The organism is Pseudomonas sp. GL_103, assembly GCF_057835175.1.
Map to the genome: position 1 here is coordinate 1,605,314 of NZ_CM174420.1, position 24,000 is coordinate 1,629,313.

Below are 24,000 nucleotides of genomic sequence, written 5' to 3' on the forward strand. Positions count from 1 at the left end.
AAGCTGACAGCCGTGGCGGGCAGCTCGTTCAATCGGATGTGCGGCGATTAGCGGAATTTTGGCCCGGAGCGAGTATTGAGCCCCTTGGACATACGGTCGTAGAGCACGACGTTGACTGTGGCGGCCAGGTTCATGCAGCCGGTGGTCGGAATGTAGACCACGTCTTCGCACCAGTCGCGAATTTCTTTATCCAGCGATCCGTCTTCCGGGCCGAAGATGTAGAGCGCGCGATCCGGGTGGGTATATTCCGGCAACGGGCGGGCGCCGTCGACGAGTTCCACGGCGACGGGCACACAGTTGAGGGGCAGGATTTTCTTCAGGTCGTCGATGCCGATCAGCGGGATGTCGTAGTGCACGCGCTTGGTATCGGTGACGAAGTCGGCGGCGCGCTCATAGCGCTTGCCGGTGTAGAACACCGACGCCACGCCATAACAGCCAGCGGCGCGCATCACCGAACCGACGTTCTCCGGTGATTTGGGGTTATACAAACCAATGCAGCTGTACCGTTTGTCTGCCACGAGCGGGTGCCTTTCGGGAAAAAAGCGCGATTATACGGGGATTGGGCGGCAGCGAGGGGGTTGAAAGGCAAGATCAAAAGATCGCAGCCTGCGGCAGCTCCTACAAGGTATACATCGAATGTAGGAGCTGCCGCAGGCTGCGATCTTTGCTTTTAATCTTCCTTCTTCATCAACCCGGCCAACGCCGCAAACGGGTTGTGCGTGGCCTTGGCGATTTTCGGTGTACTGAGGGAGCCTTCGTCGAAATACTGCTGGTCGGTGTAACGCGAGTGTTCATTATCGTGGCAGTACAGGCACAACAGCTCCCAGTTCGAGCCGTCCTGCGGGTTGTTGTCGTGGTTGTGGTCGCGGTGGTGCACGGTCAGTTCGCTCAGGCGCTTGCCGGAGAACTCACGGGCGCAGCGGCCACAGACGTGCGGGTACATCTTCAGGGCCTTGTCGCGGTAGCCCATTTCCTTGTCGCGCTGGTTGTCGGCGAGGATGCGATCCAGCTTCGAGGTGTTGGTCGGGGTGGACGAACTCATGGGTTCACCTTTGTAGAAAGACTGATGACGGTTATAGGGTGAAGTTTAGCCTAGCCCTTGAGCTTCTCGGCAATCCAGATGGTGTGGCGGGTGCCCTTGTTGCCGTGGGCGAAGACCTGTACTTCCTCGGCCTTGAAACCCGCTTTCTTCAGTTTGTCGGAAAATTGCCGGTCAGCACTGGCCGACCAGACGGCGAGTACGCCTTTTGGTCTCAGGGCCTTGGCGCAGGCGCTCAGGCCGCCGGCGGAGTACAGCCAGCTATTGGCTTTCTGGGTCAGGCCTTCGGGGCCATTGTCGACGTCGAGCATGATGGCATCGAAACCCTGGGGCTCGGCCTGCAGGACTTTGGCCACGTCCTCCATGCGAATCACGGTCCGCGGGTCTTGAAGCGGGTTTCCGGCTTTCTCGCCGAGTGGCCCGCGATTCCATTCCACAACGCCAGGCACTAATTCAGCGACTACCACTTCGGCACTCTTGCCCAAGTGCTTGAGCGCCGAAGCGAGGGTGAAACCCATGCCCAGGCCGCCGATTAGCACTCGTGAATTTGGTCGGCCGGCGACCTTGCGACACGGGATCTCGGCCAGGGCGTCTTCGGAGCCGTGCATGCGCGTGTTCATCAATTGTCCGCCGTCGCCGCCCTGGATCTTGATGACAAAATCCTCGCCGTATTCGAACAGGCACAGGGCGCCGCCGTTTTCAGGGATGGGGATGGTGTCCAGCAGAACGAAACGTTTCATGGGGCTCACTTGAAGAAAATTGGCAGAACTCGGGAGGGCAAACAGACGCAGTTGGGAGTAGCCTGTTTATGACGACAAGGCCAACGGAGCCATTGATGAAGCGCACCATTCTAACGGTCATTGCCCTGGCCGCGCTCTCGATAACTGCAGTGCAGGCTCAACAGTTGCAATCGATTCCCGTCAGCCCAGCGCCGGTGCCCGGTTCGCCCGGCACCGCGACGCCCACGCCTTACCCGCAGATCAGCCCGGCGCCTTTGCCTAAAGTCGGCCCTGGCAGTAGCGGTCCGCCGTTGGTGCCGATTGAAATGCCGAGCCCGCCGACCAAGGATCAGCCCGTGCCGGGGATTGAGCCGAACCTGCCGAAACCCAAGTCACCGGGCGGCTAGACCTGCTGCGAAAGCAGTTGGCCGTCGGCCATGCGCAGGCGTTTGGAAAGGGACACGGCGAGGGCGCGGATGATCTTGGCGGCGATTTTCGGTGCGTCGTTGAGCATCTTTTCCAGCGAGTCCTTGCCCAGGTTGAGCAACTGGCAGTTGCTCGCGGCCACGCAACTGGCCGAGCGCCGTTCGCCATCAAGCACGGCCATTTCGCCGAACGAGCGGCCGCTGCGCAAGGTGGCGATGGTGACTCGCTGCCCGTCAGCGGTGGTTTTCTGCACCGCCACCTGACCGGTGTGGATGATGCACATGAAACTGCCCGCATCGCCCTCCTGGAAGATCTCCTCGCCCTGGGCAATGGTGCTGATACTGAAGTAGCCCGAAGCCGCGGCGAAGTCCGCCGGCAGCAGCTGATTGAACAGGCCGCAATCCATCAGCCAGTCGCGAATTTCGTTGTTCAGAAAGGTTGGTTCAGACATGTCGTCACGGTCTTTTTTGTGATTGTTGCTGACTCGTATTTGAATTCACCGAAAATCCCCTGTGGGAGCGGGCTTGCTCGCGAAGGCGGTGTGTCAGTCAACATCTCTGCTGAATGTTACGGCCCCTTCGCGAGCAAGCCCGCTCCCACATGGGTTTTGTGTTGTATCGGCTACCAGCGTGCGGAATTAAGACCGGTTCATCGGCCCAAGTTCCTCAGGCAATACCCAGAACCTTGAACAAAAATGCATATTCGAGTGCTACGTCACGCAATCCCTGATATCGACCGCTCATCCCGCCATGCCCGGCACCCAGTTCAGTCTTGAGCAGCAGGGGATTGCTGTCGGTCTTGGTTGCGCGCAATTTCGCCACCCACTTGGCCGCTTCCCAGTACTGCACGCGGCTGTCGTTGTAGCCGGCGATCACCAGGGTCGCCGGATAGGCTTGCGCGGTGACGTTTTCGTACGGGGCGTAGGCCTTGATCCGATCATGGACGTCCGGTTCTTCAGGGTTGCCCCACTCGTCGTATTCCGTCACGGTCAATGGCAGGTCTGGGTCGAGCATGGTGTTGAGAACGTCGACGAACGGCACTTCGGCGATGGCGGCGCCAAACAGTTGCGGCCGTTGGTTTAGCACCGCGCCGATCAGCAAGCCACCGGCGCTGCCGCCACTGATCGCCAGCTGCGGTGCAGTGGTGAAGCCTTGGGCGATCAGGTGTTCGGCGCAGGCGATAAAGTCGCTGAAGGTGTTGTGCTTGTGCTCCTGCTTGCCGGCGCGATACCAGGCTTCCCCCAGTTCACCACCGCCACGCACATGGGCAATGGCAAACGCCATGCCGCGATCCAGCAGGCTCAGGCGCGCATGGGAAAACCACGGGTCGAGGCTTTCGCCGTACGCACCATAGCCGTAGAGGTAGAGCGGCACGGGTTTGCCCAGGTCTGCGCGTTTGATCACCAGGCTGATGGGCACTTGCGTGCCGTCCGGCGCAGTGGCCCACAGGCGCTGGCTGACGTAGGCGTCGGCATCGAACGGGCCGAGCACCGGGGTTTGCTTGAGGACTTTCTGCTCGCCGCTCGCCAGTTCAAGCTGGCGGATTTGCGCCGGACGGTTCAACGCTTCGTAGCGCAGGCGAATCCGGTCGCTTTCGAATTCCAGGCTGTTTTGCACGTGCAGGCTGTAGGCCGCATCCGGCAGTTGCACGCGATAAGGCGCCAGGCCTTGTGGGTGAACTTCAATGACCGGCAAGCCGCCAACCCGCAGGCTGAGGGTCATGGCCCCGGTGTTCAGGCTGATGCCGTCGATCATCACCGTGTCGCTGTGGGGGATCAGGTTCTGCCAGTCGGCTTCGGTGGGCGCGGCGCCGGTATCGACAGCGGTGTACAAGGCGAAATTGATGCCGTCACGGTTGCTGCGAATGAACCAGGTCCATTGGCCGTCGAGTACGCCGTGGTCGACGTCGTACTCATGATCCTCGACCCGTGGCGCAATGCAGGTAAAGGCTTGCTGCGGCTGGTTGGCGTCGAGGACCCAGGCTTCGCTGGTGGTCTTGCTGCCCACGGACAGCAGCAATTGCTGCTCGGAGCTTGAACGGTAGCAATGCATGAAGAAGCGCCCGTCCGGCTCATGGAACACTTCTTCGGCCGCCGTGCCGTCCAGGCGATAGCGATACAGCTTGTGCGGGCGATGGGTATCGTCCAGTTCGCCAAAGAACAGCGTCAGGCTGTCGTTGGCCCAGGTCATGCTGCCGTCGCAGTCCTGGAATTCCAGTTCACTGACACGACCGTTGGACAATTCCTTCACGAACAGCGTGTAAATCTCCTCGCCACTGGAGTCGATGCTGTAGGCCAGACGCTGATGGTCCGGGCTGATGCTGAACGCCCCCAGGGAAAAGAAACCGCCGTTGGCCAGTTCGTTGGGGTCCAGCAGCAGTTGTTCGCGGCTTTCGTCGAGGGTCAGGCTGTCATCGGCCGGACGCGGGCAGCGGTAGTGCCGGGCGTACTCATCGCCTGCCGTGGTGCGGGTGTAATACAGATAGGGGCCCCACGGTGAAGGCAGGGACAGATCGGTCTCGAGAATCCGGCCCTTGATCTCTTCGAACAGGGTTTCGCGCAATCCGGCCTGGTCGGCGGTTTGCGCCTCCTGATAGCTGTTTTCGGCTTTCAGGTAGTCGAGCACTGCCTCGGTGTCGCGCTCTTGCAGCCAGGCATACGGATCGGAGCCTTCAGCCTTGTGGGCGATCGGAGCGTCGTGAATGGTGGCGGATAGGGGCATGAAGGGCTCTCGAACAGTGTACGGAATAGGGGCTTGGCAACCTGGATAGCACCCAACAGTCAGGCATTGATGCAGCCTGACGGGCGAAAAGCCGTTATCATAAGCGCCTCTGTGCGACACGCGTAGCGTGTCTCCAAGACTTCGAGGTGTAGAGTCATCTTGAAGGGCTTCCGAAAGGAAGCCAAGAGCTTGGGTACCCAACCCCAAGAAACAAAACCCTCCCAGAAGTCCAATGCCTTCAAGGACTTGCCGCAGCGGCGGTGGCAAACTCAAGGTCGATTAGCGCTCGGTAGCTCGACCGCAGTACCAGATTTTCCGGTACTGGAGTGCCTACTACACATCAGCCCTGTTCAGGGCTAAACCCATGCGGGAGAGAATCCCCGCTGGGGTTCCCTCCTGCTTTTGAAACAGGAGGTAACAATTTCTTTGGGCATGCTGCCTCGGCAGTCCCTGCTCACATCAAACCGGAGACATGAGCGAAAGCTCTGTCTGTCATTGTCCATCTACCTTGCTCGCAAGGTGGCAGCGGACTCGTTGTGCGACCAACGATAGCCTAGGAAGACATGCGTCACTGGTAACGGTGAGGTGTGAAGCTCTTCTCACAATGTAGTCCCCGTCAGGGTGTGCTTTTGCCGCGAGGTAAAGCATAGATACTCGGAGCAGTGCCGGGTTGAGACGCTAGGCTGGTTGGTATGGGTAACGTAAGTGAACTGCTGATAAACGCCGTAATTATGAACAAGCCAAAACTGCTGTCAGGCTTGAGCCAAAAGGCACGTGGTCGGATACCTCTGTAGAGGCTTGAGGTACGTCGTCATAGGACCATCGGTGAAAAGGCAGGCCCTAAACCAATCGTGTGACAGGCAGGGAACGTGGTAAGCCCGTATGGCCGCCTTCGGGCAGGTGAACCGCAAGGGGATCTGTTGGCTGTGCGGGTATGGGATCGCAGAGAAAGCGAAAGCCGGGCTGTAATGGCTCGGATAGGGGTTGGGACATTACCTCACGGGAAACCGGGCAGACTTCTGCGTGGTCTTTCGTCGCATGAACTCTGACTGAACCTGTCTCAATGATCTTAGAGACCCGCAGTATTGGGCCTCCTACTAATCCAACCCTGACGGGAGCGTCCATTCCCGTCAGGGGATGCGTACGTCTTCTGCTCGGGGAAACTTGAGAGGAAGGCAGCATGATAGAGCACAGCCAAATGGCCGTGCCTGCGCTTTCCGGCACTCCGCAACAATGGCATGACATCGATTGGTGTCGTGTTCAGCGGAATGTTCGGGCAATGCGGGTGCGGATTGCGAAGGCTTGTCGGGAAGGCAAATGGCGCAGGGTGAAAGCCCTGCAACGGATGCTGACCCGCTCTCGATCGGCCAGATACTTGGCCGTACGGCGAGTCACTGAAAACCAGGGTAAGCGCACGGCGGGAGTCGACCGCGTGCTCTGGGATACACCCGACGCAAAATGGAAAGCGGCAAATGGGTTGAAGCGTCACGGATATAAACCACGACCTTTACGGCGTGTGTTCATTCCGAAGTCGAATGGGAAGGAACGCCCTTTGGGTATCCCAACCATGACTGACAGGGCTATGCAGGCGCTGTATTTGCTAGCTCTGGCACCCATTGCAGAAACCAAGGGCGATCCGAACAGCTACGGCTTCAGGATCGAACGCTCTACGGCGGATGCGATGGGACAGTTGTTTGTTTGCCTATCCAAGAAGGTTTCGGCCCAATGGATACTGGAGGCGGACATACAAGGCTGCTTTGATCACATTAATCATGACTGGATGCTCGCCAACGTCCCTACGGACAAAGCGATTCTTCGGAAATGGTTGAAGGCTGGCGTGATTCATAAAGGCCAGCTACAGGCAACGGATGCTGGTACGCCACAAGGCGGGATTGTCTCGCCCAGCTTGGCGAATCTGGTGCTGGATGGGCTGGAGTCACAACTTAAGCAACATCTGGGTGTGACCAAGGCCAAGAAGCTGAAAATCAATGTGGTGCGGTATGCGGATGATTTTGTGATTACTGGAAACTCGAAAGAGGTACTGGAAAGCGAAATCAGACCTTGGGTGGAGCAGTTCCTAGCAGTGCGGGGGCTGCAGTTGTCACTCGAGAAGACGCGTGTCGTCCATATAAAGGAAGGCTTTGACTTTCTAGGTTGGAATTTCCGCAAGTACGACGGGAAGCTTCTGATCAAACCGAGTAAGAAGAACGTCAAGGCGTTCTATCACAAGGTGAAGGAGGTCATCGACGCCAACAAGATGGCGAAGCAGGAGTATTTGATTCGATTGCTCAATCCCATCTTGAAAGGCTGGGCGCTGTATCACCAGCCTGTAGTAGCCAAGCAGGCCTACAGCCGCATGGATAATTTGTTGTTTTATGCTCTATGGCGTTGGGCAAAGCGGCGGCACCCGAACAAGTCACTGCAATGGATCGGGAAGAAGTATTTCCGAACTCAAGGAAGCAGAAGTTGGGTGTTTGCCACCACGATGTTGGAGGAAAACGGGACGAAAAAGGAGGTCGCTCTGTATTCGCTTGCGAGTACACCGATCGAACGACACAGGAAGGTTAGTGGGGAGTACAACCCCTTCGACCCTTCCATGGAAGAAATGGGCGAGAAGCTGCGGACGGCACAGATGCTGAAAAAGCTGAAGTATCGCAAGCAGATTCTCAGTCTCTATCAAAGCCAGAAAGGACTGTGTCTGATGTGCAAACAACCGATTACGAAGGAAACGGGATGGCATGACCATCACATTATCCACCGCACTCATGGCGGTAGAGACACCCTGGATAACCGGGTACTATTGCATCCTATTTGTCACCAACAGCTTCACAGCCGTGGATTGACAGTGAACAAACCGGCTCCGCAAGGGGCTTTCTAAAGACTTGAGCCGTATGCGTTGAAAGGCGCACGTACGGTTCTTAGGGGGAGGCAGGCCAGTAATGGCCTGTCTCTACCCGACTTGCCTGCCTTGCCATGGACACCATGACCGAGAACGACTATCTGATCGCTTGGGGCCTCTACGCCTTCGCCGCTTTGGGCTGCCTGTTGGTGTGGATGCGCTTGACCCGCTGGATGTGGCGTTGGCTGCGTGAGCCATTGCGGCTGGCGATGATCGTGCTGCTGTTCAGCCCGACCATCATCGACCCGGTGAAGGACAAAGTCGCACCGGCTGTCGCCATTACCGCGCTCGACCTGCTGTTCAAGGTCGGCAACAACGCCTGGCGGGCGATTTCCGATCTGTTCATGTACGGCATGATCGCGTTCGGCCTCTATCTGGTGCTGGTGGCGATCCGTTTCCCCATCGAACGCGCCTCCAACGCCCGCAAGGAGCGTGAGGCTGCCAGCAAAGCCGCCGTCCGTGCCGACGAGCCTGAGGATGATCAACCGTTCGGCGGTGCCGGCGATGATCGTTACGGTCGTCCGCCCGTGCCGAGCAATCCTCAGCGGATGCGAGTCGAACCCCGTCTGTAACCTTGCCCCTGCGATTGAGCGAGAGTCCGAGCATGTGTGAGTTATTGGGCATGAGCGCCAATGTCCCGACCGATATCGTGTTCAGCTTCACCGGGCTGATGCAGCGCGGCGGACGCACCGGCCCGCACCGCGATGGCTGGGGTATTGCCTTCTATGAAGGCCGTGGGCTGCGGCTGTTCCAGGACCCGGCGGCGAGCTGCGAGTCAGAAGTCGCGAACCTGGTGCAGCGCTATCCGATCAAGAGCGAAGTGGTGATCGGGCACATCCGCCAGGCCAACGTCGGCAAGGTCTGTCTGTCCAACACGCATCCGTTTGTCCGTGAGCTGTGGGGACGCAACTGGTGTTTCGCCCATAACGGCCAGTTGGCGGACTTCCAGCCAGTGGCCAGTTTCTATCGCCCGGTCGGCGATACCGACAGCGAAGCGGCGTTCTGCGATTTGCTCAACCGTGTGCGTGCGGCGTTCCCCGAGCCGGTCGAGGTCGAAGAGCTGCTGCCTGATCTGGTGGCAGCGTGCGCCGAATACCGCAGCAAAGGCGTATTCAACTGCCTGCTCAGCGACGGCGACTGGTTGTTCTGCTATTGCTCGACCAAGCTGGCGCAAATCACCCGTCGCGCACCGTTTGGCCCGGCGCGCTTGAAAGATGTCGACGTGATCGTCGACTTTCAAGCCGAAACCACGCCTAACGATGTGGTCACCGTCATCGCCACCGAACCCCTGACCGAAAACGAAACCTGGACCCGTTACGAACCGGGTCAATGGAGCCTGTGGCGACGCGGCGAATGCGTCAGCCAGGGCCAGACCGAATAAGGACTCCTTGCATGTTGCTCAGTTATCTACGGCTGGTGTTGTTTGCGGCGGGCCTGTTGATCGGTGTCCAGGTACCGGGCTTCATCAGCGATTACGCCAAGCGGGTCGAGGCGCACCTGATCGAGGCGCAAGCCGGGTTGAGCGGGTTCCAGAACACCGCCAATCAGTTCTTCAAGGGTGACATGCAGGCCTTGGTGGCCCACTACCGCGCCAGCGAAGACCCGATCTTTCGCAGCGATGCCGACAGCCTGGGCAATCTGTTGACCCGTCAGGTGGTGTTGGACAAGCAATTCCAGGCGATGCAGGGCCCGTGGTACATCCGCTTCCTGCAAGTGGTGCTGGCCGCCGATCCGGATATCCGCAAGGAAACCTGGAATGGCTACAGCTACCAGATCCTGTTGACGCCCGAGGCGATGGTCTGGGGCATGAGCGGCGCGTTGCTGCTGTCGTTCGGGATCGAGTGCCTGTTCCGACTGATCGATTGGGTGGTGTTGGGTGGCAAACGCCTGCGCCAGAGCCGGCCGATCGAAGAGCGGGATTTGCGCGGCTTGTAACACCCTTGAACGTCAAGGAGCCGGCAAGCCGGCTCCTTGCTCGATTACCAATCAATCGAATAGGTCATGCTCAAGGTACGGCCTTCGGCGTTGGGGTAGGGCGCTTTGGCGTTGGCCTGGGCGAACAGGTTGACGTACGTGCGGTCGGTGAGGTTGTACACCCCGCCTTCCAGGCGACCGACCGGCAAGTACACGGAGCCGAGCAGGTCCACCAGCGTATAACCTTCGATGTCGCGCCCGTTGTTGTCCTTGGCGGCAGCGTCGTAACTGGCCAGGTGCATGCCTTGCAGGCGCAGGGAGTAGTCGTCTTCGGTGTAGCCGACAAACAGCGTGGTCTTGGCCGGTGAAATGCGTGTCGCCGGCAGATCGATCCATTTCCCGTTCTGCTGGGTCTCGCCTTTGGCCCAGGCATAGGTGCCACCCACCGACCAGTGATCGGTCGCGCGGTAGGTCAGGCTGTTTTCGATGCCGCGAACCCGCTCCTTCTGATTGATCAGACGCAAGACACGGCTATTGGCATCGTAGAACTGGGTCACGTCCGAGGTGTTTTCATAGACGGTGACGTCGGCCTGCCACTGGTCCCAGTCACCGCGCCAGCCCAGCTCGTAGCTGTCGACCTTGATGGCCTGGGCGTTGAGGCTCTGGATGTCGAAGGTGCTGTTCACGTCCCGCAAGAAGCGCTGGATGTCCGGCAGCGAAAAGCCCTGGCTGTAATTGGCGAAGACGTCCTGATGTTCGCTCAGGTGATAGACCGCGCCCAGGTTATAGAGCGTGGCGTCGTATTTGAGGGTGTCACCGGGCAGGATGGCGCGCACGCCGGTCTGGACGATCTGACCGTAGGCGATGCTGTCGGAGACCTCGCTTTCGATCCATTCGCGGCGCACACCGCCACGCAAGGTCCAGTCACCGATGTCCCAGGACATCTGCCCGAACAGCGCCTTGGTGGTGGTTTCGATATCCGGGCCCATCTCGTAAGTGGTGCCGGTCTTGGTGTAGGTCAGCCCTTTGAGGGTGTATTGGTCACCGCGCTGGCGGGAGCGTTCGTGATCATAGTCGGCGCCCCAGACCAGGTTGCCCGTGGCGCTGCCGATGGCCGGCAACGGCGTGTCGATGGCCGCACGCAGGCCGTACACATCCTGCACGCTGTTGTTGTCGGCGATCCCGGCCTTGCCCCGCGACAGGTCCGGGAAGAACAGCGCGTCGGCCCGGCGCCAGTAGCTTTCCAGTTGCAGGCCCTGGCCGTAGAAGTCGTTGTCGGTGTAGTTGAGGTTGGCCGCCTGGTTATGGGTGTAGGGCTGGTCGTCGAGTTTCAGTCCTTTGACCGCCTCGGCCTCTTGCAGGTTTTTCGGGTTTTTTGTGTAGTCAGTGTCCTGCTGGTCCTTGTAGTCCTGCAGCGACAGGCTGAGTTTTTTATCGGCATCCAGTTCGTAACCGAAACGACCTTGCAGGTCATAGGTGTCGGTGTCCATGTTGCTGCCCTGGGACGTGTCCTGAGGGATGCGATTGCCGTTGCCGTCGTACTGATCGTTGCGCTGGGTCAGGTCGGCGGACACGTACCAGTCCAGGGCATCCTTGCGCCCGGTCGCACTCTGAAAGGCCTCGTAGGCGAAACCCTTGCTGTTGAGGTTGTTGCCGGTGGTCAGGCCCAGTTTGCTGCTGTAGGCAAGGTCCTGACCCTGGTTGCGCTTGGTGATGATGTTGATGATGCCGCCCGAAGCACCGGCGCCATAAATGCTGCTGGCGCCGGAAACCACCTCGATGCGTTCGATACTGGCCGGCGCGATGCTGTTGAGTTGGCGGAAGTTGTCACGCGTGGCGTTCTGCGACACGCCGTCGATCAACACCAGCATGTTGCGCCCGCGCAGGGTCTGGCCGAAGTTGCTCATCCCGCCGCTGGACGGCGCCAGGCCGGGAACCAGTTGCCCCAGAATGTCGGAGACCCGACGCCCGGCGCCACTCTGTTGGCGGATCTGTTGTTCGTCGATCACCTGGACCGAGCCTGGAATCGAGGCAATGGTCGCTTCGCTGCGCGTCGCGGAAACGACGGTGGCTTGCATGTTCAATGTGCCAGGTTGCTGGTCGGTGTTCTCGGCCCAGGCCTGGGCGCTGACGGAGCCGAGCAACGGAATCAACACGGAAAGTTTGGTTCGGGTCATGAGGTGGTCTTTTTCTTAGTCGTGACAAGTGTGGGTAGACAAGATTGCGGGGGCTGGCGCGAAGGAGAATGAGCGCACCCAGCGGATCCCGATGGCGGCTAGAGCAACCGGCTGACGAGAAACCCTAGCCATTCGTTAGCGAGTGCCGTGGCCGCCAGCGTCAGGGTGCTGAGCCAGGCAACGCCCTCGATGAGGCGCAAGGTGTAATCTGGATCAGGCGTTGGAAGCAGCGCTGCGCGGCGGGCGCCAGGGCATTGCTCAAATGGTCGAGGGTGATGCGGCGGAACTGGAAGGCCGGAGTGCCGAGAGTTTGGCTCCAGTGTGAGAGCAGTTGCTGCTGTCTTTGCGTGAAAGCGCGCATCAAGTCCGACTCCTTCTGGACAGTGGTTTAGCTGAATGCGCGCAGAGAATACATTTTCAAAATATTAATGCAAATGATAGTAATTGCTTCTTGTGATATGGAAAGCTCCTTTTCAGAGTCTGGCCAGGGGTTTGCTCAAGACCATGTAGCGCTCTCCCACCTTCCGCGCATACTCCTCCAGCACCTGCTGACACAACGCCACAATCTCCTCAACCCATTCCACGCCCACTCGCCACGACACCACCACCTGCAAGTCGGGTGGTCGTTGATCGATGTCCAGCAAGGTCAATTCGCCGCGCGCCAGTTCTTCGGCCACCAGCACCGGCGGCAATGCGCCGATGCCAAAGCCATCGCGCAGCAGCCGGGTAATCGCCGACACCGAGTTCACGCAGTTCAGACGTGGCGCCGTCACGCCATTGGCCTGCATCAGGGCGAGCACTTCCTGATGCGGGTGAGAGTTTTTCGAGTAGGTAATGATCCGCTCTCTCGCCAGGTCGGCGATGCCTGAATACTCACGGTTGTACAGGGAATTGCTGGCGACAATCCAGCCCATGGGGTGACTGGCCAGTTCCAGGCTGCGCACGCTTTCCTGGCGCAGCAGGTCGGTCTGCAGGATCACATCGAGGAAGCCTTTTTGCAGCTGATCGCAGAGGTTGAGCGAGGTATCGGCCACCAGCTCGATTTCCACCAGCGGGTAGTGATCGGTCATCTGTGCCACCAGCGGGCTGAGCCAGGTGTGGATCACCGTGTCCATCACGCCGATGCGCACCCGTCCGGCCTTGCTCGAGCGGGTCTCGATCGACTGCTTGAGTGCCTGCATGGTGTCCATCATCTGCTCGGCGTAATCGAGCACCTTGAGGCCTTCGGGCGTCAGGCTCACACCGCGCGAATCCCGCAGAAACAGCTTTACCCCGAGCTCACTTTCAAGCACTGCGATGCGGCTGGAGATCGAGGCCTGAGTGGTGAAGAGCTTGTCGGCGGTCAGGCGGAAACTCTTGAGTCGGGCGACCCAGACGAAGGTCTCGAGAAACTTCAGGTTCATGGGATAAAGATTTCTTATGTCTAAGGCGGGTTTTTATTAGTTGGACGCAACAGGCGCGCGCGTCCAAAAATCGACGCATCCGGTTCCCACGATAGGCGTCGTCGGGGCTCAGAACAATACCAATAAAATCAGCGCGGAGATTTGCCATGAGTGCGCCCGACACCACCGCCATTGCGAAAGCCTCGTCCCGTCCGGGACCTTTCGACTGGTATCGCAACATCAATCAGCAGGAACGCCGCACCTTCTGGAGCTGCAAGATCGGCTATGGCCTGGACGGCATGGACACCCAGATGCTCAGCTTCGTGGTGCCAACCCTGATTGCCATGTGGGGCATCACCACCGGCCAGGCCGGGCTGATTCACACCAGCACGCTGATCGCTTCGGCCATCGGCGGTTGGGTGGCGGGGATTCTCTCCGACCGCATCGGTCGTGTGCGCACCTTACAACTGACCGTGCTGTGGTTTGCCTTCTTCACCTTCCTCTGCGGCTTTGCCCAGAGTTACGAACAACTGCTGATTGCACGGACCCTGATGGGCTTCGGTTTCGGCGGCGAGTGGACGGCCGGCGCGGTGCTGATTGGCGAAGTCATTCGTGCCCAGGACCGTGGCAAGGCTGTTGGCATGGTGCAATCCGGCTGGGCGCTGGGTTGGGGGCTGACGGCGATTCTGTATGCGCTGCTGTTCTCGGTATTGCCACCGGAAGACGCCTGGCGCGCTCTGTTCATTCTCGGCATCGTGCCGGCGATTTTCGTGATCTTCGTTCGCCGGTTGGTGAAAGACCCAGAAATTTACCGTGAGGCCAAGGCTAAGCAGGAACCGAGCAACCCGTCGAAGTTCTACGAGATCTTCGCCCCCGGCATGCTGTTCACCACGATTCGCGCTTCGTTGCTGACCACCGGCGCCTTGGGCGGCTACTACGCGATCACGTCCTGGCTACCGACGTTTCTGAAAAACGAGCGCGGTTTGAGCGTACTCGGCACCGGCGGTTATCTGGCGATGGTGATCGTCGGGTCCTACGTCGGTTATGTCATCAGCGCCTATTTGACCGACATCCTCGGACGTAAAAAGAACTTCATCCTGTTCGCCGTGGGCTCGTTCACCATTGTCTTGCTGTACACCCAACTGCCGGTCAGCAACGGCGTGATGCTGTGGCTGGGCTTTCCGCTTGGCTTCTTCGCCTCGGGGATCTTCAGTGGCATGGGGGCATTCCTGACCGAGTTGTTCCCTACACGCATTCGCGGTTCGGGCCAGGGTTTTTGCTACAACATCGGCCGGGCACTGGCGGCGTTGTTCCCGCTGCTGATCGGCCTGCTCAGCCAGACTGTGCCGCTGAGTGTGGGCATCGGTGCCTTTGCAGCGGTTTCCTACGGCGTGGTGATCCTCGCGGCCCTGAGCCTGCCGGAAACCCGTGGCAAGCAACTCGACACCCAGTAACTGATAACCTGCGGGGCTGTCTTACAGATATGTCCCGCAGCTGAAAAGAATAAAGCCTACAGGAGTGTTCAGTGTGAGCCGCCTGCTATTGAACTGCGACATCGGCGAGAGTTTCGGCAGCTGGACCATGGGTCTGGACGCGGAAATCATGCCCTTCATCGATTGCGCCAACATCGCCTGCGGTTTTCACGCCGGTGACCCGAGCATCATGCGCAAGACCGTCAGCCTGGCCCTCAGCCACGGTGTGCAAGTTGGCGCGCATCCGGCCTATCAGGATCTGGTGGGGTTTGGCCGCCGCTCCATGGCCTATGCCACCCAGGAACTTCAAGACATTCTGCATTACCAGATCGGCGCCCTCGACGGCATATGCCAGGCCCAGGGCGGGCGAGTCAGTTACGTCAAACCCCATGGCGCGATGTACAACGACATGATGGCCAACCCGGCGCAATTGCGCGCCGTTTTGCAAGCCGTGGCGTCCTATGACCGCAACCTGCCATTGATGTTGATGGCCACCCGTGACAACAGCGCGGCCCAACAACTGGGCGATGAATACGGCGTGACCCTGTGGTTCGAAGCCTTCGCCGATCGTGCTTACGACAGCGCCGGCAGACTGGTGTCGCGACAACTGCCGGGAGCGGTGCATCACGATCCGGAAAAAATCATCGAGCAGGCGCTGATCATTGCCCGTGGCGATCCGCTCACCGCCAGCGACGGCAGCGCCCTGCATTTGCAGGCCAATACCCTGTGCGTGCACGGCGACAACGCCAGTTCGGTCGCTGCCGTGCAACGCATCCGTGAAGCCTTGAACCGGCAGAGCGCGTCATGAAGCTGCGGGTAGAAGTGGTGGCGCTGGATTGCCTGATGGTGCGCCTGTTCGATGAAATTGCCGAAACCAACATGCCGTGGATGCTGGCGGCCAGCGAAAGTCTGCGCATGGCGTTCGCCGGGCATCTGATCGATCTGGTGCCGTCCTACACCACTTTGATGGTGCATTACGACTTGACCGCGCTGAGTCCTGCCCAGGCCCGGGAGTTGATTGCCCAGGCACTGATCGATCTGTCGCCCAATGCGCGTACGCGCGGTACCTGCCATGTGTTGCCGGTGTGGTACGACTTGAGCGTCGGTCCGGAATTGAGCCTGTTGTCGCAACGCAGCGGCTTGGCGGTGGAGGAGGTGATCCGTCGTCACTGCGAGCGTGAATATCAGGTGTTCGCCCTGGGCTTTGCGCCGGGCTTCGCCTTCATGGGGCTGGTGGAAGAGGTGCTCGCCGCGCCGCGTCTGAACACGCCACGCAAGAAAGTTGCCGCCGGCAGTGTCGGCATCGCCGAACGGCAGACGGCGGCCTACCCGGTGGTGTCACCGGGGGGTTGGAACCTGATCGGCCGCACGCCGGCCAAATTGTTCGATCGCCACCGTGACGGCTACAGCCTGATGCAACCCGGCGACACCGTACGGTTCGAAGCGGTCGACCATGCCGAATTCATTAACCTGGGCGGTGACGATACGCCATTGGAGGCCCAGGTATGAGCCGTCTGATGATTGAAGCGAGTACGGCTCTGTGCCTGTTGCAGGATGCCGGTCGATTCGGCGTGCGGCATCTGGGTGTGACCCAGGGCGGAGCGGCCGATTGGTGTTCGATGGCCTGGGCCAACTGGCTGCTGGGCAACGGACTGGATGCGCCGGTGATCGAAATCACCCTTGGCGGGTTCACCGTCGTTGCCGAGGAAGAATGCGTGCTGGCCTTGGCTGGAGCGGATCTTGGCGCGCAGGTGGACGGCGAAGCGCTGGCGCCATGGCGCAGTTTCAGGTTGCACAAAGGTCAGCGTTTGCAATTCACCCGGCCGTTGCTCGGCGCCCGGGCCTATCTGGCGGCGCCGGGTGGGTTTGATGCACCGAAAGTGCTGGGCAGCAGTGCAACGGTGGTCCGTGAGGAACTCGGCGGCCTGGACGGAATGGGCCATGCGCTGGGCAATGGCGCGTTCTTGAGCTACTCGGGGAACTCGCTGGTATTGCTGCGGGAGTTGCCGAGCGAATACGTGCCGGATTTCACCGGCGAGCCATTGCTGGATCTGGTGCTCGGTGCGCAGATTGGCGAGTTCAGCGGGCAGAGCCTGTTCGATGCGTTCAACAGCGTTTGGAGCCTCGACAGCCGAGCCGACCGGATGGGCATTCGCCTGTTGGGCACGGCGCTGCAGTACCAGGGCAAACCGATGATTTCCGAAGGTATCCCGTTGGGGGCGGTCCAGGTGCCGCCCGACGGGCAGCCGATTGTGTTGCTCAATGATCGGCAGACCATTGGTGGTTATCCGCGATTGGGGGCGTTGACGCCGTTGGCGCTGGCGCGATTGGCGCAGTGCTTACCGGGGGCGCGGGTGCGGTTGCGGCCGGTGGTGCAGGATGTCGCTCATCGTGAACATGTCGAGTATTTGCAGCGCTTCACACACCGCTAAAAGCTTCGCGAGCAAGCCCGCTCCCACATTTGATCTGTGTCGTGCACAAAACCAATGTGGGAGCGGGCTTGCTCGCGAAGAGGCCTTCACAGGCGACAAATTTCTACTTGGACAAAAACCGCATCCCTTCCTCCAACCCGCGAAGGGTCAGCGGATACATCTGGTCCTCGATCAAATCCCGCACGATATTGGTCGACGAGGTATAGCCCCAGGTGTCCTTCGGATACGGGTTGATCCAGATGAGCTTCTTGTACTTCTCCTTGAACCGCTGCATCCACACGTAACCGGCTTCTTCGTTCCAGTGCTCGACGCTGCCGCCCGCCTGGGTGATTTCATAGGGCGCCATGGCGGCGTCGCCGATGAAGATCACTTTGTAGTCGGCACCGTACTTGTGCAGCAGGTCCATGGTCGAGGTGCGCTCGGAGGTGCGGCGCATGTTGTTCTTCCACACCGATTCATAAATGAAGTTGTGGAAGTAGAAGTACTCCAGATGCTTGAACTCGGTCTTGCAGGCCGAGAACAGCTCCTCGCAAATCTTCACATGGGCGTCCATCGAGCCGCCGATGTCGAACAGCAGCAACAGCTTGACGGTGTTGCGCCGCTCCGGCCGCATCTGGATGTTCAGCAACCCGGCATCCTTGGCGGTGTGGTCGATGGTGCCATCGATGTCCAGTTCTTCCGCCGCGCCCTGACGGGCAAACTTGCGCAAGCGCCGCAGGGCGACCTTGATGTTACGGGTGCCCAGTTCAACGGAGTCGTCGAGGTTCTTGTATTCGCGCTGGTCCCAGACCTTGGCCGCCTTGCCCTGACGCTTGCCGGCATCGCCGACTCGAATGCCTTCCGGGTTGAAGCCACCGGAACCGAACGGGCTGGTGCCACCGGTGCCGATCCATTTGTTGCCACCGGCATGGCGTTCCTTCTGTTCTTCCAGGCGTTTCTTGAACTCTTCGATCAGCTTGTCGAGGCCGCCGAGCGACTGGATCGCCGCCCGCTCTTCGTCGGTCAGCGAACGCTCGAACTCCTTGCGCAGCCAATCTTCAGGGATCAGCGCTTGCAGGTGGTCGTCGAGCTTTTCCAGACCGTTGAAGTAGGCACCGAAGGCTCGGTCGAACTTGTCGAAATGCTTTTCGTCCTTCACCAGAATCGCCCGGGACAGGTAGTAAAACTCGTCCATGTCGGCGAAGGTCACGCGCTGTTTCAGCGCGTTGATCAGGTCCAGAAGCTCGCGTACCGAAACCGGCACCTTGGCTGCACGCATTTCATTGAACAGGTTGAGCAACATGGCGTTGACCCTTATCGGCTGCCGCGACGGCTCATGAACGCCAGACGCTCCAGCAGTTGCACGTCCTGTTCGTTTTTCACCAGCGCGCCGGCCAGCGGCGGGATGGCCTTGGTCGGATCGCGTTCACGCAGCACCGCTTCGCCGATGTTGTCGGCCATCAGCAGCTTCAGCCAGTCCACCAGTTCGGAGGTCGATGGCTTCTTCTTCAGGCCCGGCACCTTGCGCACGTCGAAGAACACGTCCAGCGCTTCGCTGACCAGGTCTTTCTTGATGTCCGGGTAATGCACGTCGACGATCCGCTGCATCGTGACGCGGTCCGGGAAGGCGATGTAGTGGAAGAAGCAGCGGCGCAGGAACGCGTCCGGCAACTCTTTCTCGTTGTTGGAGGTAATGATGATGATCGGGCGTTTCTTGGCCTTGATCGTCTCGTCGATCTCGTAAACGTAGAACTCCATCTTGTCGAGTTCTTGCAGCAGGTCGTTGGGGAACTCGATGTCAGCCTTGTCGATTTCGTCGATCAGCAGGATCACCCGCTCTTCGGACTCGAAAGCTTCCCAGAGCTTGCCCTTTTTCAGGTAGTTGCGAACGTCGTGAACCTTTTCCGTGCCCAGTTGCGAGTCGCGCAGGCGGCTGACCGCGTCGTACTCGTAGAGGCCTTGGTGAGCCTTGGTGGTGGACTTGATGTGCCAGGTGATCAGCCTGGCGCCAAAGGATTCGGCCAGTTGCTCGGCGAGCATGGTCTTGCCGGTGCCCGGTTCGCCCTTGACCAGCAATGGCCGCTCCAGGGTGATGGCGGCGTTGACCGCCAGCTTCAGGTCATCGGTGGCGACGTAGGCCTGGGTGCCTTCGAACTTCATCTGCTAATCCTCGAACGGTAACGCCGACCTGAACGAGGCAGGGCGGCGGCGCAATAAAATGGTCAGCCCCGACTATAACGCGGTGCCCGGTCGACTGTGAACGCAGACGGCTTATTCAGTCTCTGAATGGGGCGTCACATCTTGACTCAGTCTCGGCTGTTGGCCAGTATCGAGCTATCGCCATGTTGGCGATAGCATGCCCGGCATGTCTACTAAATACCGATTTCGAGATACGTATCGCATTCAGTTGCGCGAAAAGGATCATCCACCGCCACACGTTCATCTGACAGGTGGCAGGCTAGACGTCATGCTGAGCCTTGAAACTGTAGAAGTGATGGTGGGCAAGGCGCCGCCGCTGATTCTCAGGGAAGCTCTGGAGTGGGTCAGAGCTCACCAGAACCAATTGCTGGAGGATTGGAAACGATGCTACCCATGAAACGACCACGGCTATCGGCAGTGCAAGCGTTGTCGGATTATCGTCTGGCGCTGACATTTATCGATGGCCAGCAGCTGCTGCTCGATTTGAGCCGCGACCTGCATGCCTATCCAGGCCTGCAACCTTTACAGGGCGTCGCTTTTGAGTATGCAACGTTGGGTGACGATGGCTGGAGTGTCGAATGGCCTGAACTTGATATCCAGATTGGTGCAGACACTCTCTACCTGGATGCCTTGGCGCAAAATGCAGCCGACGAGAACACCCGAATCTTTATTGATTGGCGTGCTCGCACCGGGTTGCCGCTAAATCAAGCGGCTGAAGCGCTGGGGGTCAGTACCCGTAGCATCACCCGATACAGCAGTGGTCGCGAAGCGGTGCCGCGATCGTTAGCCTTGGCCTGCCTGGGGTGGGACTTCCTGCAACAGCAAACGAATTCATCCCGTGCGGCAGAAGACACTGGCCGGTACATCGTCACGCGCAAAAATTAGCCTGCATCCGGCTGGGGGCGTTCATACCGCGCATTGAACGCCTGGATGAAACCATTGCGTAAAATCTGTAAAAAAGCCTGGAATGCGCTGACATCTTTTTGATGCACGTTGCCCTTGAGTTCGACCCGTGTCGCAAACTGGTTTTTGCCCTGGTTTTTCAACACGGTCTCGGTACCGCCGACGAGGGCTTCCCAAATCGAGCGAAACAGTCCTTTGTCCTTGCTTTCCACATCCTGCTGCCAGTTGAACACATCAACATCGCGCAGCAGTGGCTTGATGTAGCCGGTCAGTCGCCCCTTGCTGGCTGATGCTTCGATCACCACGTCGCCATGGCCGGCATTGAAGTCGAACTTGCCGTAGGCCGCGGCGAAGTCGTTCAAACGCTTGAGTTCGATATCCGTGCTGCGCAAGCGAAACTCGAAGTCTTCGAAGTCGCTCAAGGGATCGAAAGTCGCCGTGGTTTCCAGTGGCGCGTGCCCCAGCAGCAGGGCTTTGCCTTCGAAGCGCGCATCACGCTTGCCTTTGGTGTCGACCACGTTGGTCAGGTTGTAGATGTTGGCATCCACTTTTGTGGCATTCATGTTCACGGGGGGCTTGGAATTGAAGTTGCGAAAACTGATCTTGCCGTCGTTGATCCGCACTTCGTTCAGGGTAATGGGCAGCAGCTTGCCTAATTGTGCTCGCCAGTCGGTACCCTCGCCGGTCTGGGAATTTTTCTTGTTGGCCCCGCCGTCGACGAAGTTGACCTCGGGATTGATGAACCGCACCTCGGCTACTACCGCCCGGTCGTACCACAGCGAATGCCAACTGACCGAGAGGTCGATCAACGGCGCGTTGACGAAGGGCACCGGAACCTTGCCATCGATCTTGACGATTTTCAGTCCGTTGATTTTGTAGGCCCCGCGCCACAGGGCCGGGTCCACGTCGGTGATCTGGCCGCGGTAGTCGCCCATGTTCGCCAGTCGCTCATTGAGGTAGTCGCGCACCAGATAGGGCAAGGCGATGTGGAGCGCTATCAGCAACAGAACGAGGCCGATGAGGGCCCGCAGAGGCCAACTGTATCGACGTTTCATGGCGGCAAATCTCTGGCGATCTAAAGCCATTGACTGCACTGATAAGCGGACGTTCGACCTGACTGGACGCCTGCGGGCAAGAGGGCTTACCTTGATGCCCTATTTCAATGCTGTCGTTAAGGACCCAGCCATGAGCCGCATTTTCGCTGACAACGCCCACTCCATCGGCAACACGCCGCTGGTGCAGATCAATCGCATTGCGCCGCGTGGTGTGACCATCCTGGCCAAGATCGAAGGGCGCAACCCGGGTTACTCGGTCAAGTGCCGGATCGGCGCGAACATGATCTGGGATGCCGAGGGCAGTGGCAAACTCAAGCCGGGCATGACCATCGTCGAGCCCACCTCCGGCAATACCGGCATCGGCCTGGCCTTCGTAGCCGCCGCCCGTGGCTACAAACTGATGCTGACCATGCCGGCGTCCATGAGTATTGAACGCCGCAAGGTGCTCAAGGCACTGGGTGCCGAACTGGTGTTGACCGAGCCGGCCAAGGGTATGAAGGGCGCCATCGAGAAAGCCGGTGAAATCGTTGCCGGCGACCCGTCGAAGTACTTCATGCCGGCGCAATTCGACAACCCGGCCAACCCGGCCATCCACGAAAAAACCACCGGCCCGGAAATCTGGAACGATACCGACGGCGCGGTCGACGTGCTGGTGGCAGGCGTCGGAACCGGTGGAACCATCACCGGGGTTTCACGGTATATCAAGAATACCCAGGGCAAACCGATACTCTCGGTGGCGGTGGAACCGGTAGTGTCGCCGGTGATCACCCAGGCCCTGGCCGGTGAGGAAATCAAGCCAAGCCCGCACAAGATCCAGGGTATCGGTGCCGGTTTTGTGCCGAAGAACCTCGATTTGTCGATCGTCGATCGAGTGGAGCTGGTCAGTGACGAAGAGTCTAAGGCCATGGCCTTGCGCTTGATGCAGGAAGAGGGAATCTTGTGCGGGATTTCCTGTGGTGCCGCCATGGCGGTGGCTGTAAGGCTGGCGGAAACCCCGGAAATGCAGGGCAAGACCATTGTCGTGATCCTGCCGGATTCCGGTGAACGTTACCTGTCGAGCATGCTGTTCAGTGATCTGTTTACCGAACAGGAGAATCAGCAGTAAGTGCTAAGCATTGGCGGGTCGTGGCTGGTGTGACGGTTGAGGCGTTGTCGCGGGTTGCGATCCATTGATCTGGTCCGGTTGATGATGGATTGCATCAGCCAGCGTTCAGGCACCTTATGTTAATGAGTACTTTATTGCACATTCATTAACATTGAATGTTGAAAAGTGCAGGTTTTCACCGGCTCAGCAGTGTTTAACATGCTGGGCAGCCACGTCGGGCAATGGACGTGGTGCCGTGTCGTTTATCTTCAAAGGAGTTGTTGATGACCTTATCGGTTGCCGCGAAGGCATCGTTGTTGTTGCTGTTTCTCGGCAGCACCCTCTATGTGCATTTGCGCGGCAAGGCGCGCCTGCCGGTTTTGCGCCAGTTCGTTAACTATTCGGCACTGTTCGCCCCCTATAACGCCTTGATGTACCTGTTTTCCGGTGTGCCTTCGAAACCGTATCTGGATCGCAGCAGGTTCCCGGAACTGGATGTGCTCAAGGACAACTGGGAGATGATTCGCGACGAAGCGATGCACTTGTTCGACGAGGGGTATATCCGCGCGGCGGCAAAGAACAACGACGCCGGATTTGGCTCGTTCTTCAAGAAGGGCTGGAAGCGTTTCTATCTCAAGTGGTATGACAAACCGCTGCCATCTGCCGAAGTCTTGTGCCCGAAAACCGTGGAGCTGGTCAGCAGCATTCCCAGCGTCAAAGGCGCCATGTTTGCCCTGCTGCCGGGCGGCAGCCACCTCAACCCGCATCGTGATCCGTTTGGTGGCTCCGTGCGTTATCACTTGGGCCTGTCCACCCCCAATTCCGATGATTGCCGCATCTTTGTCGACGGGCAGGTTTACGCCTGGCGCGATGGTGAGGACGTGATGTTCGACGAGACCTACGTGCACTGGGTCAAGAATGAGACGGAAAAGACCCGCGTCATCCTGTTCTGCGATATCGAACGCCCGCTGAGCAATCGCCTCATGACCCGCATCAATCGCAGTGTCAGCGCTTGGCTGGGTCGTGCTACTGCCCCTCAGAACCTTGATGACGAGCGAGTAGGAGGCTTCAACAGAGCCTACGCCTGGAGTAAGAGCTCCAGCGATAAATTCAGTGGTGCGGTCAAGCAATGGAAGCGGCGCAATCCCAAGGCGTACCGCGTGTTGCGGCCGGTTTTGGCGGTGGTGGTGCTGGGGTTGCTGGCCAAATGGTTGTTTGGTTGATGCCTTAGCTGTCCAGCCGCTCAAAAGAAAAGATCGCCAACAGGCGATCTTTTTTTTATTTACGGGAACTTTTTCATAGCTTTGTAGTACGATTCGCCCTCGTAAACACCCTGAGTCCGCAGTGAAGTGACGCTGTGTCGGATTTACGCTCAGGATACGTTGATTGCTCCTGTCGTTTTAGGCTTCATCAGCCTTATTGGCCTGTTTTTTGCGTATCTCCAGGGCTGGGGTTCGTTTTACATGGAGTTTGTATACGAGATGTTCGAAAGCCCACCTAAATCAGGCTGAAAGCCTAGAAGGTCGTACTCAAGAACGTAATCCAAGCCATGCGGAAATACCGCTGATGGCTAGGTGTAAGCGTTGCTTGGGATATTGCG

General features: G+C 59.0%; 24 protein-coding genes. 13 read left to right on the forward strand and 11 right to left on the reverse strand.

Annotated elements, in window-relative coordinates; all coding sequences use genetic code 11:
- Positions 1-47 precede the first annotated feature (47 nt).
- The 3 genes from AC3IP0_RS07325 to AC3IP0_RS07335 all read right to left on the reverse strand — a co-directional run bounded on the left by AC3IP0_RS07325 (position 48) and on the right by AC3IP0_RS07335 (position 1,779).
- Positions 48-518, reverse strand: a complete 471-nt coding sequence (locus AC3IP0_RS07325) for an RNA methyltransferase (RefSeq protein WP_150724345.1) — start codon at positions 516-518, stop codon at positions 48-50.
- 152 nt (positions 519-670) lie between these two features.
- Entirely contained in the window at positions 671-1,042 is a 372-nt protein-coding gene (locus tag AC3IP0_RS07330; protein WP_007898702.1) for a YajD family HNH nuclease, read from the reverse strand.
- Between the two features lie 50 nt (positions 1,043-1,092).
- Positions 1,093-1,779, reverse strand: coding sequence for a spermidine synthase (locus AC3IP0_RS07335; protein WP_489327053.1), 687 nt, complete (start codon positions 1,777-1,779; stop codon positions 1,093-1,095).
- A 95-nt stretch (positions 1,780-1,874) separates the two neighbouring features.
- Here AC3IP0_RS07335 and AC3IP0_RS07340 point away from each other — a divergent pair, with 95 nt between their 5' ends.
- Positions 1,875-2,165, forward strand: coding sequence for a hypothetical protein (locus tag AC3IP0_RS07340; protein WP_489318747.1), 291 nt, complete (start codon positions 1,875-1,877; stop codon positions 2,163-2,165).
- Here AC3IP0_RS07340 and AC3IP0_RS07345 read toward each other — a convergent pair.
- Complete coding sequence (locus AC3IP0_RS07345; protein WP_150724348.1) at positions 2,162-2,635, reverse strand: cyclic nucleotide-binding domain-containing protein; 474 nt, start codon at positions 2,633-2,635, stop codon at positions 2,162-2,164. The two genes, AC3IP0_RS07340 and AC3IP0_RS07345, sit on opposite strands and share 4 nt — an antisense overlap.
- Positions 2,636-2,849: 214 nt before the next feature.
- The gene (locus AC3IP0_RS07350) at positions 2,850-4,904 is read right to left on the reverse strand and encodes a S9 family peptidase (RefSeq protein WP_489327055.1); all 2,055 of its coding nucleotides are present in this window, start codon (positions 4,902-4,904) and stop codon (positions 2,850-2,852) included.
- Positions 4,905-6,084: 1,180 nt separating this feature from the next.
- Between AC3IP0_RS07350 and ltrA the strand changes: the two genes are divergently transcribed.
- The 4 genes from ltrA (at position 6,085) to AC3IP0_RS07370 (ending at position 9,738) form a co-directional block, all read left to right on the forward strand.
- Positions 6,085-7,782, forward strand: a complete 1,698-nt coding sequence (gene ltrA / locus AC3IP0_RS07355; protein ID WP_489327056.1) for a group II intron reverse transcriptase/maturase — start codon at positions 6,085-6,087, stop codon at positions 7,780-7,782.
- 95 nt (positions 7,783-7,877) lie between these two features.
- Positions 7,878-8,375, forward strand: a complete 498-nt coding sequence (locus tag AC3IP0_RS07360; RefSeq protein ID WP_489318750.1) for an MFS transporter — start codon at positions 7,878-7,880, stop codon at positions 8,373-8,375.
- Between the two features lie 32 nt (positions 8,376-8,407).
- On the forward strand, positions 8,408-9,184 hold the full coding sequence (locus AC3IP0_RS07365) for a class II glutamine amidotransferase (protein ID WP_489318751.1): 777 nt from the start codon (positions 8,408-8,410) through the stop codon (positions 9,182-9,184).
- 11 nt (positions 9,185-9,195) lie between these two features.
- Positions 9,196-9,738 (forward strand): DUF2937 family protein, encoded by a 543-nt coding sequence (locus tag AC3IP0_RS07370; protein ID WP_489318752.1) that lies wholly within the window; start codon positions 9,196-9,198, stop codon positions 9,736-9,738.
- Between the two features lie 44 nt (positions 9,739-9,782).
- On the opposite strand, the gene AC3IP0_RS07375 is transcribed toward AC3IP0_RS07370, so the two are convergent.
- From AC3IP0_RS07375 to AC3IP0_RS07385, 3 genes are all read right to left on the reverse strand, one after another.
- Positions 9,783-11,894, reverse strand: a complete 2,112-nt coding sequence (locus AC3IP0_RS07375) for a TonB-dependent receptor (protein ID WP_489327057.1) — start codon at positions 11,892-11,894, stop codon at positions 9,783-9,785.
- A gap of 160 nt (positions 11,895-12,054) precedes the next feature.
- Positions 12,055-12,255, reverse strand: coding sequence for a hypothetical protein (locus tag AC3IP0_RS07380; protein ID WP_489319838.1), 201 nt, complete (start codon positions 12,253-12,255; stop codon positions 12,055-12,057).
- A gap of 112 nt (positions 12,256-12,367) precedes the next feature.
- Entirely contained in the window at positions 12,368-13,297 is a 930-nt protein-coding gene (locus tag AC3IP0_RS07385) for a LysR family transcriptional regulator (protein ID WP_489327059.1), read from the reverse strand.
- A 146-nt stretch (positions 13,298-13,443) separates the two neighbouring features.
- Between AC3IP0_RS07385 and AC3IP0_RS07390 the strand changes: the two genes are divergently transcribed.
- From AC3IP0_RS07390 to AC3IP0_RS07405, 4 genes are all read left to right on the forward strand, one after another.
- Positions 13,444-14,730 (forward strand): MFS transporter, encoded by a 1,287-nt coding sequence (locus AC3IP0_RS07390; RefSeq protein WP_489327061.1) that lies wholly within the window; start codon positions 13,444-13,446, stop codon positions 14,728-14,730.
- A 73-nt stretch (positions 14,731-14,803) separates the two neighbouring features.
- Positions 14,804-15,556 carry a 5-oxoprolinase subunit PxpA gene (locus AC3IP0_RS07395; protein WP_489327063.1) on the forward strand — a complete coding sequence of 251 codons (753 nt, stop codon included), beginning with the start codon at positions 14,804-14,806 and terminating at the stop codon, positions 15,554-15,556.
- On the forward strand, positions 15,553-16,257 hold the full coding sequence (locus tag AC3IP0_RS07400) for a 5-oxoprolinase subunit B family protein (RefSeq protein ID WP_489327064.1): 705 nt from the start codon (positions 15,553-15,555) through the stop codon (positions 16,255-16,257). The genes AC3IP0_RS07395 and AC3IP0_RS07400 overlap by 4 nt, the downstream gene beginning before the upstream one ends.
- The gene (locus tag AC3IP0_RS07405) at positions 16,254-17,180 is read left to right on the forward strand and encodes a 5-oxoprolinase subunit C family protein (protein WP_489327065.1); all 927 of its coding nucleotides are present in this window, start codon (positions 16,254-16,256) and stop codon (positions 17,178-17,180) included. The genes AC3IP0_RS07400 and AC3IP0_RS07405 overlap by 4 nt, the downstream gene beginning before the upstream one ends.
- Positions 17,181-17,283: 103 nt before the next feature.
- Here the strand turns inward: AC3IP0_RS07405 and AC3IP0_RS07410 are convergent, their stop codons facing one another.
- Positions 17,284-18,462 (reverse strand): vWA domain-containing protein, encoded by a 1,179-nt coding sequence (locus AC3IP0_RS07410; protein WP_008049176.1) that lies wholly within the window; start codon positions 18,460-18,462, stop codon positions 17,284-17,286.
- An 11-nt stretch (positions 18,463-18,473) separates the two neighbouring features.
- Complete coding sequence (locus AC3IP0_RS07415) at positions 18,474-19,319, reverse strand: AAA family ATPase (RefSeq protein ID WP_128608646.1); 846 nt, start codon at positions 19,317-19,319, stop codon at positions 18,474-18,476.
- A gap of 205 nt (positions 19,320-19,524) precedes the next feature.
- Here AC3IP0_RS07415 and AC3IP0_RS07420 point away from each other — a divergent pair, with 205 nt between their 5' ends.
- Together AC3IP0_RS07420 and AC3IP0_RS07425 are read left to right on the forward strand one after the other, a co-directional pair.
- Positions 19,525-19,755, forward strand: coding sequence for a DUF4160 domain-containing protein (locus AC3IP0_RS07420; RefSeq protein WP_489319730.1), 231 nt, complete (start codon positions 19,525-19,527; stop codon positions 19,753-19,755).
- Positions 19,743-20,243, forward strand: a complete 501-nt coding sequence (locus tag AC3IP0_RS07425) for a DUF2442 domain-containing protein (protein WP_489318759.1) — start codon at positions 19,743-19,745, stop codon at positions 20,241-20,243. The genes AC3IP0_RS07420 and AC3IP0_RS07425 overlap by 13 nt, the downstream gene beginning before the upstream one ends.
- On the opposite strand, the gene AC3IP0_RS07430 is transcribed toward AC3IP0_RS07425, so the two are convergent.
- Positions 20,240-21,316, reverse strand: a complete 1,077-nt coding sequence (locus AC3IP0_RS07430; RefSeq protein ID WP_489327066.1) for a DUF748 domain-containing protein — start codon at positions 21,314-21,316, stop codon at positions 20,240-20,242. The two genes, AC3IP0_RS07425 and AC3IP0_RS07430, sit on opposite strands and share 4 nt — an antisense overlap.
- Positions 21,317-21,446: 130 nt before the next feature.
- Here AC3IP0_RS07430 and cysK point away from each other — a divergent pair, with 130 nt between their 5' ends.
- Positions 21,447-22,421, forward strand: coding sequence for a cysteine synthase A (cysK, locus tag AC3IP0_RS07435; RefSeq protein WP_489327068.1), 975 nt, complete (start codon positions 21,447-21,449; stop codon positions 22,419-22,421).
- A gap of 263 nt (positions 22,422-22,684) precedes the next feature.
- Positions 22,685-23,623 (forward strand): aspartyl/asparaginyl beta-hydroxylase domain-containing protein, encoded by a 939-nt coding sequence (locus AC3IP0_RS07440; protein ID WP_489318761.1) that lies wholly within the window; start codon positions 22,685-22,687, stop codon positions 23,621-23,623.
- Positions 23,624-24,000: the final 377 nt, after the last annotated feature.

What these genes read in the sequence shown, in the direction of transcription:
- AC3IP0_RS07390 (WP_489327061.1), top strand. Translation starts at nt 13,444, where the DNA reads ATGAGTGCGCCCGACACCACCGCCATTGCGAAAGCCTCGTCCCGTCCG.
- AC3IP0_RS07370 (WP_489318752.1), top strand. Translation starts at nt 9,196, where the DNA reads ATGTTGCTCAGTTATCTACGGCTGGTGTTGTTTGCGGCGGGCCTGTTG.
- AC3IP0_RS07365 (WP_489318751.1), top strand. Translation starts at nt 8,408, where the DNA reads ATGTGTGAGTTATTGGGCATGAGCGCCAATGTCCCGACCGATATCGTG.
- AC3IP0_RS07380 (WP_489319838.1), bottom strand. Translation starts at nt 12,255, where the DNA reads ATGCGCGCTTTCACGCAAAGACAGCAGCAACTGCTCTCACACTGGAGC.
- AC3IP0_RS07330 (WP_007898702.1), bottom strand. Translation starts at nt 1,042, where the DNA reads ATGAGTTCGTCCACCCCGACCAACACCTCGAAGCTGGATCGCATCCTC.
- AC3IP0_RS07400 (WP_489327064.1), top strand. Translation starts at nt 15,553, where the DNA reads ATGAAGCTGCGGGTAGAAGTGGTGGCGCTGGATTGCCTGATGGTGCGC.
- AC3IP0_RS07420 (WP_489319730.1), top strand. Translation starts at nt 19,525, where the DNA reads ATGTCTACTAAATACCGATTTCGAGATACGTATCGCATTCAGTTGCGC.
- AC3IP0_RS07350 (WP_489327055.1), bottom strand. Translation starts at nt 4,904, where the DNA reads ATGCCCCTATCCGCCACCATTCACGACGCTCCGATCGCCCACAAGGCT.
- AC3IP0_RS07360 (WP_489318750.1), top strand. Translation starts at nt 7,878, where the DNA reads ATGGACACCATGACCGAGAACGACTATCTGATCGCTTGGGGCCTCTAC.
- AC3IP0_RS07405 (WP_489327065.1), top strand. Translation starts at nt 16,254, where the DNA reads ATGAGCCGTCTGATGATTGAAGCGAGTACGGCTCTGTGCCTGTTGCAG.
- AC3IP0_RS07375 (WP_489327057.1), bottom strand. Translation starts at nt 11,894, where the DNA reads ATGACCCGAACCAAACTTTCCGTGTTGATTCCGTTGCTCGGCTCCGTC.
- AC3IP0_RS07430 (WP_489327066.1), bottom strand. Translation starts at nt 21,316, where the DNA reads ATGAAACGTCGATACAGTTGGCCTCTGCGGGCCCTCATCGGCCTCGTT.
- AC3IP0_RS07335 (WP_489327053.1), bottom strand. Translation starts at nt 1,779, where the DNA reads ATGAAACGTTTCGTTCTGCTGGACACCATCCCCATCCCTGAAAACGGC.
- AC3IP0_RS07440 (WP_489318761.1), top strand. Translation starts at nt 22,685, where the DNA reads ATGACCTTATCGGTTGCCGCGAAGGCATCGTTGTTGTTGCTGTTTCTC.
- AC3IP0_RS07385 (WP_489327059.1), bottom strand. Translation starts at nt 13,297, where the DNA reads ATGAACCTGAAGTTTCTCGAGACCTTCGTCTGGGTCGCCCGACTCAAG.
- AC3IP0_RS07425 (WP_489318759.1), top strand. Translation starts at nt 19,743, where the DNA reads ATGCTACCCATGAAACGACCACGGCTATCGGCAGTGCAAGCGTTGTCG.
- AC3IP0_RS07415 (WP_128608646.1), bottom strand. Translation starts at nt 19,319, where the DNA reads ATGAAGTTCGAAGGCACCCAGGCCTACGTCGCCACCGATGACCTGAAG.
- ltrA (WP_489327056.1), top strand. Translation starts at nt 6,085, where the DNA reads ATGATAGAGCACAGCCAAATGGCCGTGCCTGCGCTTTCCGGCACTCCG.
- cysK (WP_489327068.1), top strand. Translation starts at nt 21,447, where the DNA reads ATGAGCCGCATTTTCGCTGACAACGCCCACTCCATCGGCAACACGCCG.
- AC3IP0_RS07345 (WP_150724348.1), bottom strand. Translation starts at nt 2,635, where the DNA reads ATGTCTGAACCAACCTTTCTGAACAACGAAATTCGCGACTGGCTGATG.
- AC3IP0_RS07410 (WP_008049176.1), bottom strand. Translation starts at nt 18,462, where the DNA reads ATGTTGCTCAACCTGTTCAATGAAATGCGTGCAGCCAAGGTGCCGGTT.
- AC3IP0_RS07340 (WP_489318747.1), top strand. Translation starts at nt 1,875, where the DNA reads ATGAAGCGCACCATTCTAACGGTCATTGCCCTGGCCGCGCTCTCGATA.